This is a genomic window from Paenibacillus sp. NPDC058177, assembly GCF_042883835.1.
Classification (GTDB): domain Bacteria; phylum Bacillota; class Bacilli; order Paenibacillales; family Paenibacillaceae; genus Paenibacillus_AQ; species Paenibacillus_AQ agri.
In genome coordinates, this window is the sequence record NZ_JBHVVB010000001.1 from 1,454,341 (window position 1) to 1,466,803 (window position 12,463).

Annotated in this window: 16 protein-coding genes; 3 read left to right on the forward strand and 13 right to left on the reverse strand. The window is 49.6% G+C overall.

All coding sequences use genetic code 11. The annotated features are described in order from the left end of the window. Positions 1 to 29 precede the first annotated feature (29 nt). The 5 genes from ACFVU8_RS06865 to ACFVU8_RS06885 form a co-directional block, all read right to left on the reverse strand. Entirely contained in the window at positions 30 to 1,019 is a 990-nt protein-coding gene (locus ACFVU8_RS06865; protein WP_175374785.1) for a beta-ketoacyl-ACP synthase III, read from the reverse strand. Positions 1,020 to 1,027: 8 nt separating this feature from the next. Then, positions 1,028 to 2,017, reverse strand: coding sequence for a phosphate acyltransferase PlsX (gene plsX / locus ACFVU8_RS06870; protein WP_175374784.1), 990 nt, complete (start codon positions 2,015 to 2,017; stop codon positions 1,028 to 1,030). After that, positions 2,001 to 2,597, reverse strand: a complete 597-nt coding sequence (gene fapR, locus ACFVU8_RS06875; RefSeq protein ID WP_175374783.1) for a transcription factor FapR — start codon at positions 2,595 to 2,597, stop codon at positions 2,001 to 2,003. The genes plsX and fapR overlap by 17 nt, the downstream gene beginning before the upstream one ends. Before the next feature lie 265 nt (positions 2,598 to 2,862). Then, the gene (gene rpmF, locus ACFVU8_RS06880) at positions 2,863 to 3,036 is read right to left on the reverse strand and encodes a 50S ribosomal protein L32 (protein ID WP_026263995.1); all 174 of its coding nucleotides are present in this window, start codon (positions 3,034 to 3,036) and stop codon (positions 2,863 to 2,865) included. Between the two features lie 62 nt (positions 3,037 to 3,098). Next, positions 3,099 to 3,611 (reverse strand): YceD family protein, encoded by a 513-nt coding sequence (locus ACFVU8_RS06885; protein WP_175374782.1) that lies wholly within the window; start codon positions 3,609 to 3,611, stop codon positions 3,099 to 3,101. 160 nt (positions 3,612 to 3,771) lie between these two features. Between ACFVU8_RS06885 and ACFVU8_RS06890 the strand changes: the two genes are divergently transcribed. After that, entirely contained in the window at positions 3,772 to 5,016 is a 1,245-nt protein-coding gene (locus tag ACFVU8_RS06890; RefSeq protein ID WP_387426456.1) for a nucleotidyltransferase, read from the forward strand. Here ACFVU8_RS06890 and ACFVU8_RS06895 read toward each other — a convergent pair. Further along, positions 5,006 to 6,043, reverse strand: coding sequence for a SepM family pheromone-processing serine protease (locus tag ACFVU8_RS06895; protein WP_379466009.1), 1,038 nt, complete (start codon positions 6,041 to 6,043; stop codon positions 5,006 to 5,008). The genes ACFVU8_RS06890 and ACFVU8_RS06895 overlap by 11 nt on opposite strands. Before the next feature lie 157 nt (positions 6,044 to 6,200). Between ACFVU8_RS06895 and ACFVU8_RS06900 the strand changes: the two genes are divergently transcribed. After that, entirely contained in the window at positions 6,201 to 7,442 is a 1,242-nt protein-coding gene (locus ACFVU8_RS06900) for a nucleoside recognition protein (RefSeq protein WP_387426458.1), read from the forward strand. On the opposite strand, the gene coaD is transcribed toward ACFVU8_RS06900, so the two are convergent. The 4 genes from coaD to ACFVU8_RS06920 form a co-directional block, all read right to left on the reverse strand. Continuing rightward, a complete protein-coding gene (coaD, locus tag ACFVU8_RS06905) occupies positions 7,414 to 7,932 on the reverse strand; it encodes a pantetheine-phosphate adenylyltransferase (RefSeq protein ID WP_379466011.1) in 519 nt (172 codons plus the stop codon). The genes ACFVU8_RS06900 and coaD overlap by 29 nt on opposite strands. Then, on the reverse strand, positions 7,916 to 8,524 hold the full coding sequence (rsmD, locus tag ACFVU8_RS06910) for a 16S rRNA (guanine(966)-N(2))-methyltransferase RsmD (protein WP_387426460.1): 609 nt from the start codon (positions 8,522 to 8,524) through the stop codon (positions 7,916 to 7,918). Before rsmD ends, coaD begins: the two co-directional genes overlap by 17 nt. A gap of 847 nt (positions 8,525 to 9,371) precedes the next feature. Beyond that, positions 9,372 to 9,629, reverse strand: a complete 258-nt coding sequence (locus tag ACFVU8_RS06915) for a DUF3973 domain-containing protein (RefSeq protein ID WP_387426462.1) — start codon at positions 9,627 to 9,629, stop codon at positions 9,372 to 9,374. 517 nt (positions 9,630 to 10,146) lie between these two features. Then, positions 10,147 to 10,551: a CHY zinc finger protein gene (locus ACFVU8_RS06920; protein WP_387426464.1), complete on the reverse strand. Its 405-nt coding sequence runs from the start codon at positions 10,549 to 10,551 to the stop codon at positions 10,147 to 10,149. A gap of 151 nt (positions 10,552 to 10,702) precedes the next feature. On the opposite strand from ACFVU8_RS06920, the gene ACFVU8_RS06925 reads away from it, so the two are divergent. Further along, the gene (locus ACFVU8_RS06925; protein WP_379466014.1) at positions 10,703 to 10,924 is read left to right on the forward strand and encodes a DUF6199 family natural product biosynthesis protein; all 222 of its coding nucleotides are present in this window, start codon (positions 10,703 to 10,705) and stop codon (positions 10,922 to 10,924) included. Here ACFVU8_RS06925 and ACFVU8_RS06930 read toward each other — a convergent pair. From ACFVU8_RS06930 to ACFVU8_RS06940, 3 genes are all read right to left on the reverse strand, one after another. Continuing rightward, positions 10,875 to 11,372 (reverse strand): GNAT family N-acetyltransferase, encoded by a 498-nt coding sequence (locus ACFVU8_RS06930; protein WP_387426466.1) that lies wholly within the window; start codon positions 11,370 to 11,372, stop codon positions 10,875 to 10,877. The two genes, ACFVU8_RS06925 and ACFVU8_RS06930, sit on opposite strands and share 50 nt — an antisense overlap. Before the next feature lie 241 nt (positions 11,373 to 11,613). Then, a complete protein-coding gene (locus ACFVU8_RS06935; RefSeq protein ID WP_387426468.1) occupies positions 11,614 to 12,036 on the reverse strand; it encodes a hypothetical protein in 423 nt (140 codons plus the stop codon). 146 nt (positions 12,037 to 12,182) lie between these two features. Then, entirely contained in the window at positions 12,183 to 12,458 is a 276-nt protein-coding gene (locus ACFVU8_RS06940) for a holin (RefSeq protein ID WP_387426470.1), read from the reverse strand. Positions 12,459 to 12,463: the final 5 nt, after the last annotated feature.

Sequence of the window (12,463 nt, forward strand, 5' to 3'; positions counted from 1 at the left end):
ACCTTTATCTTCTTCAGTTCAACGTTATATTACCATACCAGAACGGATGCACCCCATGTGAGGCCTCCACCGAAGCCGACCATAAGCACTTTGTCGCCTTCCTTCATCCGGCCTTCTTCCGCCGCTTCAACCAGTGCCAGCGGAATAGACGCTGCCGAGGTATTGGCATATCTATCTACGTTAATTACACATTTCTCTGGCGGCAAATCCAGCCGCTGCATCGCCGACTGAATGATACGGATATTCGCCTGATGTGGTACGAACAGATCCACATCTTCTTTAGCCAGACCAGCTTTAGTAAGCACGCGTTCCGTAGCTGTCCCCATGATGCGGACTGCGAACTTGAACACTTCACGCCCGTTCATATAGATGAAGTGCTTCTTGTCTTCTACAGTGCTTTGTGAGGCTGGGAGACGGGATCCGCCCGCTTCTTGCTTGAGCAGATCGCCGCCGGAACCTTCGGCACCGAGATCAAAGGACTGGAAGCCACGGCCTTCAGGCACTTCACCGATAATTACCGCACCCGCACCATCACCGAACAGCACGCAAGTATTACGGTCAGTATAATCTGTAATGCGAGAAAGCGTGTCGGCGCCGATAATCAGTGCGTTATTGTACATTCCGTTCTGAATAAAGCCCACAGCAGTTGCCAAACTGTATACGAATCCTGAACAGGCGGCGGACAAATCGAAGGCCGCAGCGCCTTTCGCTCCAAGCTTATCCTGCAGGATGCAGGCTGTGGAAGGAAATGCACTATCAGGAGTAATCGTTGCTACGATAATCAGATCCAGATCTTCCGCCTTCATTCCAGCAGATTCCAGCGCTTTCAGCGAAGCTTCATACGCCAGATCGGAGGTTGCTTCATGTGGAGCTGCAATATGGCGTTCCCGAATCCCTGTCCGGCTCACAATCCATTCATCATTGGTGTCCACGATTTTTTCCAGATCACTGTTGGTCAGGATCTTCTCAGGCACATACTTTCCTGTCCCGATAATCCCAACCGGCCGCAAATTCTTCATATTGTCACTCACTTCCCGCTAATTTCCTTCGATATGCTTGGTACAAGATCAGCCTGCAGGGCAATGCGCGCCTGACGAACCGCATTCTTGACCGCGTTGCCGTCGGATGAGCCATGACCTTTGACGACCAACCCGCCAAGACCGAGCAGCGGCGCACCGCCATGTTCCTTGTAGTCCATCTTGCCTTTAAGGCTCCGCAGTTCAGGCATCAGCATCGCTGCGCCGAGCTTGGTCTTAAGCGACTTGCTGAATTGCTCTTTCAAAAGCGAGAAGATCGCCCCGGCTGTACCTTCCAGCGATTTCAGCAAAATATTTCCGGCAAAGCCGTCACAGACCAGTACGTCGCAGTTGCCGGTCAGTACATCACGAGCTTCAACGTTCCCGATAAAATGAATACCCGGTACATTCTCCAATAGCGGATAGGCTTCCTTCGTCAGTTCATTGCCCTTCCCTGGCTCTGTACCTACGTTAAGTAAACCAACACGCGGCTTGGCAATACCGTGCACCTTGTTACGGTAGATGCTGCCCATCAGGGCATACTGTGCCAAATGCTGAGGCTTGGCATCCATATTGGCACCAAGATCCAGTGCAAGCACACCGACATCGTCCAACGTCGGAATCATCGGCGCCAATGCAGGACGCTCGATGCCCTCCATCCGGCCAACAATCAGCAAACCGGTGGTCATGAGTGCCCCTGTATTACCGGACGAGATCATGGCGTCCGCTTCTCCTTCACGCACCATACGTCCGGCAACGACCATCGACGAGTCCTTTTTGCGGCGCACCGCTCTTACAGGCTCTTCGTCCGCCTCAATAACCTCTCCTGCATGGCGTACCGTCACATTAGACGGCATATTCTTCAGCAGTGGTAACAGTCTGGCTTCGTCTCCGACGAGCACGAGCTGTGTATCCTGCCACTCCGCGGCCGCGGACAATGCACCCTCTACGTTACATTCAGGAGCATTGTCCCCGCCCATGGCATCAATGGCGATCCGCACTGCGGTTTCCCCCTTCGCTGTTTTCTTCAACTGCAGACCGATACACAATAAAATGGCCCTGAAACACCATTTCCTCACCAACATATGTGAATACATCCACTTCAGCCTTGCCTCCGCGCCCAGCGAGCGAACGCACCTGAGCTTTGGCAATGCATTTCTCTCCCAAATGAATCATACGCAAGAAACGGATATCAGCTGAAGCCGTCAGGGCGATCTCATCGTCAATCACGGCGACTGCAAGCGAATTGGCCTGGGCGAATACGTAATGTCCGCGTGCAATGCCGTTTCTGGAGAAGACATGATCCTCACTAATCTCAAATATTGAAATGCCGCTCCTGTCGAGCTGCAAGTCTACTATATCCCCTATCACTTCATCCGCAGGCAGTGAGCGCACCTGATCATAGGAATGCTCAGCCATCTGCTTCATACGCTCACGCAGCTCCGGAATTCCGAGTTCCATCCGATCCAGACGAATCGTCTGAATGCTCACCTTCAACTGCCGGGTCAGTTCCCGGTCAGTCATGAAAGGATTGCTTCCGATAATCTGAAGCATATGCTGCTGACGATCCTTTTTAGACATCCGCTCGATGGCGGCTCACCTCCTGGCACGTGCTGAAAACAAAAGCATCCGGCCACACAATGGCCGCTGTCTATATGGATATAAAATCTTATAACTTCATTTTAGAACCAGGTACTAATATGTAGTATAAAGCATGCCGCCGGAAAAATAAAGCATTGACTTCCAAAGCGGCTTCTCATTTGTATCTAAAACTATGTAAGTTAATGATTAAAAGAAACGCCCTCCTCTTATAATAAAAGGAGAGCGCTCGTCATCTCGCCAAAAACTATTGCTTGATGATTTCTCTTGCTTTGTACGTTCCGCACACTTTGCATACGTGGTGAGCAAGCTTCAATTCTCCGCATTGTTCACATTTAACCATGCCCGGCACAGCCAATTTAAAGTGAGTGCGACGTTTGTCACGGCGTGTCTTGGACGTTCTACGTTGAGGTACTGCCATGTGATTCCACCTCCTAATTTGTTTTAACCCGCGAAGCGCGGAAGACAGGTTCATTTAATGTATCATTTGAAAAAGTCTTTCAACCCAGCAAGTCGAGGATCGACCACTGTGTTGTCGCAACTGCAGGTGCCTTCGTTCAAATTTTGTCCGCAAGTCTGACAAAGACCAAGACAGTCTGCCTTGCACAATGCCGAATCCGGCAAGTGCAGTACGAAAGTTTCTTCCAGATGCGGAACAAGATCCACAATCTCGTCCTTGACGTAGATGAGTTCATCATCTTCATCTTCTTCCGGAAGATCTGGCTGCTTCAGCCACTTGAAAGTCTCGGCAAAAGGAATCTTCAAATGACTATGAGCCTCATTGAGACAGCGGCCACATAACATGTCCACATCTCCACTCAGCGTTCCCACCACGTTCACCTGATCGGTACCCGCGGGCAGCGCATTAAGGTTAACTGAGAGGGGGCTAATGTCCAGAATATCCTTACGCCCTCTGACAACCTCGCTTACATCCATGGTTTCATGGATCTGCAAGGGTTCGTCGGCATTCGCAATTTTGCGAAAGTGAATCTTCATCAGTATCACTCCAAACAAACAAAATTTATTATACCTAGCATTGGTTAGCTTTGTCAACCATTTTCCCTTTATATTGTTTCAGAAAAGACGGAGAATTATGATATAACTATTGGCAGGAGCCAAAAGCCGACTATTATAACAATACAGGAGTGAGGTATCCGTGACAACGGTAGGTATTATTGCAGAATATAATCCTTTACATAACGGGCATGTTCATCATTACAGAGAGGCGAAAAAGATCTCCGGCGCCGAGCACACTGTTGTAGTGATGAGCGGCCCCTTCACCCAGCGCGGCGAGCCGGCGGCGGTGAGCAAGCAAGCCCGCACGGAGATGGCGCTCCATATGGGCGCCGATCTCGTGATTGAGCTGCCGGTGGCCTATGCCGTTCAACCGGCAGAATGGTTCGCCCACGGAGCCGTGGCCCTGCTGGAAGCGACCGGAGTCGTGGACAGCCTGTGCTTCGGCTCCGAAGCGGGCACTTTGGGCTCGCTGGTGCCCCTCGCGGCATACCTTGCCGACGAGAGCAGCGAGCTTCAGGGCGAAATCCGCCGCCGGATGGCGCTCGGAGAGAGCTTCCCTGCCGCCTACAGCGCAGCGGCGGCGGTCGCTTGGGAGGGGTTTCTCCTGGGAGAGGAGAAACCGGACGGCGGCAGCGCAGCTGAGCTTCTGCGCCAGCCGAACAACAGCCTCGGCTTGCATTATCTCATCGCGCTCCAGCGGCTAAAGAGCAAGATCACTCCGCTTACTGTGCCGCGGACCGGCGCAGGCTTCCATGATCCGCTCCAGCCCGGCTCCTCGATCGCCAGCGCGACGGCTATCCGCCGGCTGCTGGGAGAAGGCGGCTCTCCGGCACCCTATATGCCGGAATATAGCCTGTCCATCCTTGAGCGCGAGCGCGCGGCTGGCCGCGGCCCACTAGACTGGGAGAGCTTCCGCGCTCCTCTGCGTCATCTGCTCTCCACCCGCACCGCAGACGAGCTGCGGGCCTTCCATGATATGAATGAAGGCCTGGAGAACCGGCTGCTGCGCGTCATGCCCGAGCTGGAGCAGTTCACGATAGAGAGCTTGCTCCAGTCAGTGAAGAGCAAACGCTACACCCGCACTCGCCTCCAGCGGCTATTGCTCCATCTTTTGCTGGGGCACAGCAAGGAGGAACTGGCTTCTTCCGCACTGGCAGAGGGTCCCGGCTATATCCGTGTCCTCGGATTTAGGGAAAGTGGCCGGCCTCTGCTCAAAAAAATGAAGCAAAGCGCCTCCCTGCCCGTCGTCTTGCGGCCTGCGCTTTGCCCCCATCCACAGCTTACCCGTGATATTCAGGCCGCTGCTGCTTATGCCGGTGCCTTCCAGCACCCCTTGCGTGCGGACCTGTACCGCGATTATCTGGAGCCTCCGGTCAGGGTTTGACCGGAAGCTTTTTCATATAATCCAGTGCCTCTGTAAGCGTAGATACGGGTACCAGCTTCATAGCTGTACCGATCTTATCCGCCTTTGCCTTCGCCTCATCGTAATTTTTGACAGGCACGAAGAAGAACTCCGCTCCAGCCCGGTCGGCGGCTACAATTTTGTGCTTCACCCCGCCAATCGGTCCTACCACACCATCTGCATCAATGGTGCCGGTTCCGGCTACCCGATGTCCTTTGGTAAGATCACCAGGCGTCAAACGATTGTAAATTTCCATAGTAAACATCAGACCTGCCGAGGGACCGCCAACATCTGTGTTGACAAAGCTTACGCTTTTCCCAGGTTCCTGAGGCTCCACTCTTTGAACCGCACCAATGACCACACCAAGACCCGGACGCCCAGCTGCCGCGTCTTTATCCTTCACTTCCACAAGCGTAACTTCTTCTTCCAGCTTCTTATCCGCACGCTGCAAAGTTACTTTCACCTTATCGCCAATGCTTCGCGCAGATAACAGGGTAGAGAGGGCCGCCGGATCCGTTACCGGTTTACCATCCACATTCAAGATCTTGTCTCCCGGCTGGAACTGGCTCTTGTTGCTTTGATTAGGAACGGAGAATACATAGAGATAGTCGGTAACATCCTTATAAGGAATGCCTGCCGCATGATAGGCTGCCTGCACTGCCAGAGACTGAGAGCTGTTCATATAATAGACCTGTTCTGCTGCATATTCTGCTTCAGACTTATCTCCAAGCCGCGTATCCTTACGGGCAATTTCTGCATTGCTGTTGAACATATTAGCCACCAGTAACGCCACATTGGCATAACTGGCCGAAACCGTCGTCATCATGAAGGTTCCTTGTTCGGCGGGATCACCATTCTCCACCTTAATCATCGGAGCGACCTCCGAAGCGCTGCCCGGCTGGTACATGATGTATGGCGTACTCATAAATACAAATACATAAACGACCACTATAAACGTGCAAAGGTAGACTATAGAGCGAAGTCCTGCCCGGCGCTTCAGTTGTTTCACGGTTGTTCCCTTCTTTCCCCTGACTCTAGCGTAAAACATATAAATCCTTATATTTCAAAAAAACACCGCCACCAGCCTTTGGCATGACAGTTGTCTCCCCTGCATAAATTGATAACATTACCACCCTGTCCTAAGTTATGAAGAGGTGATCCCAGAAATGAACACTAAAATACGCAGGCTCGGCGCCCGGTCCATCCCGTTTCTCTCCGGGATGCTGGCCATTCTGCTCGCCGCAGCCATCGTGGCTTCGCCAGAGTCGTCCTTTGCAGCCTCGCTGCAAGGTCTGAAGCTCTGGTGGAGCCTCGTCTTCCCGGCGCTGCTGCCATTCCTGATGCTGTCAGAGATGCTGACTGCATCAGGCTTTGTACACGGAATCGGCGTGCTGCTGGAGCCGCTGATGACGCGGGTCTTCCGGCTGCCCGGGGCCGGGGGCTGGACGCTTGCCCTGGGGGCCACTGCCGGATTCCCCGGCGGTGCTGGGGGCGTCCTCCAGCTTCACAAGCAGGGCAGCCTCACCGGCAAAGAAGCGGGAAGGCTCGCCTCGCTCGTCCATTTTGCAAGTCCAGTAACGCTGCTTATCGTTATAGGAGCAGCGCTGCTGCACAATCCTGCAGCAGGCTATAGCCTGCTGATCCTGCATTGGCTGGCGGGCCTACTGGCAGGCTTCACTGCCTCCCGGCTGGGGTGGCAGCCTTCAAAGCCACCTGCTCCGGCGACCGTATCGGACAGCAAGCGAGACTCTCTGTATCACCGGGTCACGAATGCTGCTGCTCATGCCCGGGCACAAGATGGCCGGAGCTTCGGCAAGCTGCTGGGCGAAGCTGTAGGCAATGCGGTACAGAACCTGATGGTCGTAGGTGGTTACATTATTATGTTTGCCGTAATCATCAACATCCTGGTCCGTTTGTTCCCCGGACTACCCGCAGCCTTGCCGGCCAGCCTGCTGGAGCTTCACCTGGGGGCCCAGGCTTTGACCGGCATGACTGAAACAGCCAGAGCTACTGCCGCTTCATCACCCAACGGAACAGCCGGTATCCTGGGCTTCGCCCTGCTGTCTGCTGCACTGGGCTGGAGCGGCATCTGTGCACAGCTTCAGGTACTGACACTGCTAAAATCAGCAGGCTTACGTTTCCTGCCCTTCGCAGCAGTCCGTCTGCTGCATGGCAGCTACGCTTTTGTATTGACGTTGCTGCTCTGGAAGCCGCTTATGTCACTGCAAGAGAAGACCCTGCCGACTTTTACGGGAACACAAATTCTGCCCGCCGGAGACGTACAGACTTATACATTATGGAGCGCATTTCCACAGCTGCTGGGTGTGCAAATCTCCCTGCTAGCCCTGCTCATGCTTCTTTCGGGTGCAGTGTACCTCTTTACTTCACTTCGTCGGCGTTCCGGTTGAACTTGAGCTTCATCGCCTGCTCTACCTCTGGTGTGACAAACTCAGTGACATTGCCGCCGAAATGGGCAATTTCCTTCACCACACTGGAACTTAGATAAGAATATTTCGGGTTAGTCATCATAAAAATAGTCTCCGCTGTCGGACTAAGACTATGATTGATGGAAGCGTTCTGCAGTTCGTATTCAAAATCTGTTACGGTGCGTATTCCACGTACGATGACCTGTGCATCTTTTTGCCGGACATAGTTAACTAGCAGATCCCTGAAGCTGTCGATCTCCACGTTAGGGATGTCCGCTGTAGCCTGGCGCAGCAGGTCAGTACGTTCCTCCACGGTGAACAGTGGATTTTTGCTTAAATTGTTCAGCACCGCCACGATCAGACGGTCAAACTGCTTGGCCGCACGATGAATAATATCCATATGCCCCATGGTGACCGGATCAAACGTTCCCGGATATATGGCAATACGTTCTTTTCTAATTGGCTGACTCATCCTGTTCCTCCCCACCGCTTCCGGTTTCATCCGGTCCAACGGCTTCATACTGATAAATCGAGACTGTCGTTTCTCCGTACACAGCTTGCCGCACTCTGTAGAATCCCTTGATATCCTCAGGGTAGTCATATCCTGATTCATGTTCAAGGACGATCGTCGCATCTTCTTCCAGCAGCCCTTTTTCGGCCAGAGCCAGCATCAGTTCATCCCCGTGCTTCAGCCGGTAGGGCGGGTCCAAAAACACCAGATCGAACCGTCTCCCCCGTTTTTCCAAAGCGCTGATCGCTCTGCCCGCATCGTTCCGGTAAACTTCTGCCTGACCTTCAAGCTTGGTTGCCTTCAGGTTGGCACGCACCGTGTCTATGCTTTTAGGCTCCATGTCCACAAATACGGCCTTGTCCATACCTCTGCTCAGGGCTTCTATCCCCAATCCGCCTGTACCGGCAAACAAATCAAGCGCCGATCCCCCGTCAAAATAAGGGCCAATCATGCTGAATAGCGCTTCCTTGACCTTGTCCGTTGTTGGCCTTGTCCCACTTCCCGGAACACTTTTAAGGGGCCTCCCCTTTGCACTTCCCGATACCACTCTCACGACTTTGCTCACCTGCTTATATCTCTGTTTATTATGCCAAAAAGGGCACAAGTTCACGCCTATCGTACCACATTCGCCCGCCGAAATAAAAAGTTTGTATCATTATGTCGGATCTAGCGGTATCCCACCTTTTCCGAGCAATTTCTAAAGCCGTATGTATAAGAACGAGCAAGCCGGGACATCATGTAGTTATCGACATCACAAAATGTCGTAGACAACCGCGGAGCAGGCTTACGTTTCCCCATAAGCTCTTCGTCCGGTTTCTCCTCTCCCATGAAAGAGACCCTAGAAATAGGGTCTCGATTTTTTTGTTTATAACCCCTTACTTAGCAAGGGGATTTCATTTTCAATACACCAAATTTATATTTACATGAGTCCATTTTATGAGCCTCTATTTATAAAACACCATTTACGATTCTCCATAACAATGTTAACTTTGTACGATGAACAAAAGAAAGCAATACAAAGCATTCTAACTGCAAAATGTGCCACTCGAATAAAACGGAGATCGCCTTGTACCTCACCAAAGTGTAAATTACGGCATTTTTGTACCTTAAATTGTGTGAAGATGATGGCCAGCTCAAATTAAGAGCATTTTTGCACCTTAAATCTTCTGATATCATGCTTTAATCCGAATTCTCCATAAAATAGCATACAAAAATGCCCTTATTTCCTTAATTTGGCCCAAAAAGGTTGAAATAAGGTACAAAATTGCCCTTAGTTAGGAACACAGCAAACTAGGCCAATTTTACGATGCAATAGATGAAAATAAATGAAAATAAATGGAATGAATGAACACAAAAAACGGATGCTGTCCTCAATTGAGGATAACACCCGTTTTTGCCGTCTAATGATATTCGCTAAATTCTGAATTTTCTATAGCAGATTGCTGAACGGGTAACCAACTATTAATGGTTTTTAATTGCACATAATCATTATCGATTGTTAATTGTATATTGTCTTGTGTCCCTCTGTGTTCTTCTTCGCACATCCCCAAATGGATCATCGCCCCAGTTCCTGGGTCTACATAAAGTCCTTTCTTGAAAACACTTCCTTGGCTATTTTTCCCTTGATGTATTTGTGAACAAACGATGCAATAATACATACATAATCACCTCTTCTTATAAAATTGTTCAAATCTAAATTCCGAGTGTGAGGACACTATCCCCGCTATTCTAAATACGATTAGTATTGAGATCGACCTAACTTTGGTTATCTCTCTGTGTGATTCGGTTATCTCTCTGTGTCGTTTGGTTAAAGTTTGATTATCGTTTGCTTGTGTGATTTGCTTGGGGTGTTTCTTTACCATTAGCATGGGTGCTTTCTTCTAATTAGCTTGGTTAGCTCATGTGGTTTGGTTGTGACCTCCAGATTGGGTAATTTGAACGTAAACTGATTACGTTTGCTGTACCCCATCGGAAAATGCTGCAATACCACTAATAAGAACGGATGAATTGTATGACATCATTTTTGATTTTCACCACCCTAACCTATTTTGAAATCAGCATATGATAAAGTGTTGAGATGAGTGCAGGTCCATTGAGATCGTGTTGAGAAAACTTCAACGCTTGCTGAGAAATATGTTGATAATTCGATTTCGTCACAAGTGAGACATATCAAATTCACACTTCAAAATACAAATCATAATGATTTTGACAACCTGGATTGAAAGCAGCCTGACAGGCAGGGCACGATGAGCCGCAGGCCATGTATTCATGGATGGTTAACTGGTGACCACAGGCCCCGCACAGAATTGCTTGTTCATCCCTCTGATGTTTTCCCCACCTCGCTGCAGCATGACCTCCGACTTCTTCGTGGCACTTGTAACAAGGATAATATGCATCACAGCATGGAAAACGGATCGCTATAATATCTATTGGAGAATGGTAATGCCTGCAGCGGGTTTGGGAATCCATTTGGACCCCGTATACTTTTACCCCATGTATGTTCATATAGTGTTGTTCAGAAGTCTCCGACACCTTATCATCCCCTTGGATTTTTTTCACAGATTTTTTCCTTCCAATCATTTACAATTGTATTGGAGGTGAATACATATGTCTCAATTAGTAATTTTTATCATTATTTTCGTTCTGCTTACAGTCGGCATCCGTATTTGGATATCCCGACAAAAATAGAATATAGTTTAGGTAATTCATAACGAAAGGAGAGACTCCTAAATTGAATGGCTTTTTTCTCATTATTCTAGGCGGTCTGATTATTGCACTGGGCATCTTTACGATTCGCAAGCCCACCTTTGGGTGGAAGATGAACGAAGCTTGGAAAGTTAAAAATGACTCCGAACCCAGCGATGCCTATATAGACATGGCCAAATTCGGAGGTCTAGTAACCATTATTCTTGGTTCATTTTTATTTGCGGGAGGCATACTGAATCTGCTATGAGATCTTGCGCCAGCCGGATCATGTCGATACACTGCAGACCATTCTCGAAGATCGCTTCAGGATAATGCCTGATAAAATAATCACGATCCACCCCAATGATTCTGAAACCGCATTTTTGATAAAGACTCAGCTGATGCAAGCTGGAATTTCCTGTTCCGATTTCTAGAGTTTTGTAGCCCTGCGACTTGGCTGTCGCTATGGCATGCTGTACCAGTCGCTTCCCTATGCCCTGGCCATGAAGATGTTCCACCACCGCAATATTGATCAATTCTGCCGTCCCCGGCCGGGTTGGAAGCAGTACAGACACGCCAACGATTTCCCGCTCGATTAACGCGATGTAACACTCTCCTCTTTCTATGTACCCTTCAATAACCGGCACCGAGGGATCGGCCAACAGCAGCAGCTCCATCGGGGGAGCTTCATGCGGTCCCATCTTCCTGATATCCATAACTATGACACCACCTGACTCTCCGTAAGTACTTTGATGATTTTATTGTACCGGGTGATAATAACGAAGAGTAGGTCTTTTTTAGAAGAATAGAATCTTATCTATACAAAAAAGGGACCCCACCGAGATCCGGCAGGGTCAAAGTCTATATTATAAGGGGGTCATGGGATTACTATACTCATTCCAGCTTAAATCTACCTGAAAGGAATATAAAGATTTGATTAATTGTGTCAGAAGTACATTAATCCGAAACAATAATACCGTCGAAGCTTTCAGGACCAACACGAACTGTTCCCAGTAATGAAGAAGAGACGAAAGCTGTATACGTGATCTGTGGCGTGACCGGCGGCTGAAAATCCGTAGCCGAGAAAGTGATAACCTGCGGAGCCAACACGCTAAGATCAAAGGTAGAGGTCGCAGAATATACAGCTGGGTCGGTTGGGAGGGTTCCTCTAACAATAGTAACTCTAATTCCTACCAAAGCCAGAGGAATCTGTACAGAAATCGTTCCTTTCAATATAACCCGAGGGTTAGCACCAATACCAGCTGTTACCAGACCGATTTGACCAAAGAGTTGTGGAGTATTAATGACGGTAATCGGAATTGCAATCGAGTTGGCGTAACTGGCATTCTGAGATGTTCTGCCATCAACATAGGTTCCCATGAGAATGCACCTCCTTTCTTTTTTAACATACTCTATTGTATTAACGATACCACTAGTTGGTTTGGTTAAATCTCCTCTATCAAAAGCTTGTTTTACTAGAGAAACAAGCCTTATCTGTGAGTAAAACTATGATGCTTATGCTTCTATCACTCTTTCGTTGTACCGTCCCGTTTATTAAAAGCCAATTCAAACAGCCCTGTAGCAGATAGCCCTGCCAGTCCGCCTGCCCAAAGACGCATAATCAAATCCATATTGGTAAACGGGTAAGAAACAACCCCCACCACCAGGCCAAGGGCCAGACCCACAACAGGCACCAGATTGCGTGGCAGGTTGAAGCTGTTCTTCACCAGTTGCACGAGAGCCATTACAAATACTGCGAGCATCGAAGCAAAGGCCAGTACCGTATTGAGCGCAACGTTCATATAGG

What these genes read in the sequence shown, in the direction of transcription:
- ACFVU8_RS06935 (WP_387426468.1), bottom strand. Translation starts at nt 12,036, where the DNA reads ATGGGAACCTATGTTGATGGCAGAACATCTCAGAATGCCAGTTACGCC.
- ACFVU8_RS06940 (WP_387426470.1), bottom strand. Translation starts at nt 12,458, where the DNA reads ATGAACGTTGCGCTCAATACGGTACTGGCCTTTGCTTCGATGCTCGCA.
- fapR (WP_175374783.1), bottom strand. Translation starts at nt 2,597, where the DNA reads ATGTCTAAAAAGGATCGTCAGCAGCATATGCTTCAGATTATCGGAAGC.
- ACFVU8_RS06920 (WP_387426464.1), bottom strand. Translation starts at nt 10,551, where the DNA reads ATGATTGGAAGGAAAAAATCTGTGAAAAAAATCCAAGGGGATGATAAG.
- ACFVU8_RS06930 (WP_387426466.1), bottom strand. Translation starts at nt 11,372, where the DNA reads ATGGATATCAGGAAGATGGGACCGCATGAAGCTCCCCCGATGGAGCTG.
- rpmF (WP_026263995.1), bottom strand. Translation starts at nt 3,036, where the DNA reads ATGGCAGTACCTCAACGTAGAACGTCCAAGACACGCCGTGACAAACGT.
- ACFVU8_RS06915 (WP_387426462.1), bottom strand. Translation starts at nt 9,629, where the DNA reads ATGTATTATTGCATCGTTTGTTCACAAATACATCAAGGGAAAAATAGC.
- ACFVU8_RS06885 (WP_175374782.1), bottom strand. Translation starts at nt 3,611, where the DNA reads ATGAAGATTCACTTTCGCAAAATTGCGAATGCCGACGAACCCTTGCAG.
- ACFVU8_RS06900 (WP_387426458.1), top strand. Translation starts at nt 6,201, where the DNA reads ATGAACACTAAAATACGCAGGCTCGGCGCCCGGTCCATCCCGTTTCTC.
- ACFVU8_RS06865 (WP_175374785.1), bottom strand. Translation starts at nt 1,019, where the DNA reads ATGAAGAATTTGCGGCCGGTTGGGATTATCGGGACAGGAAAGTATGTG.
- coaD (WP_379466011.1), bottom strand. Translation starts at nt 7,932, where the DNA reads ATGAGTCAGCCAATTAGAAAAGAACGTATTGCCATATATCCGGGAACG.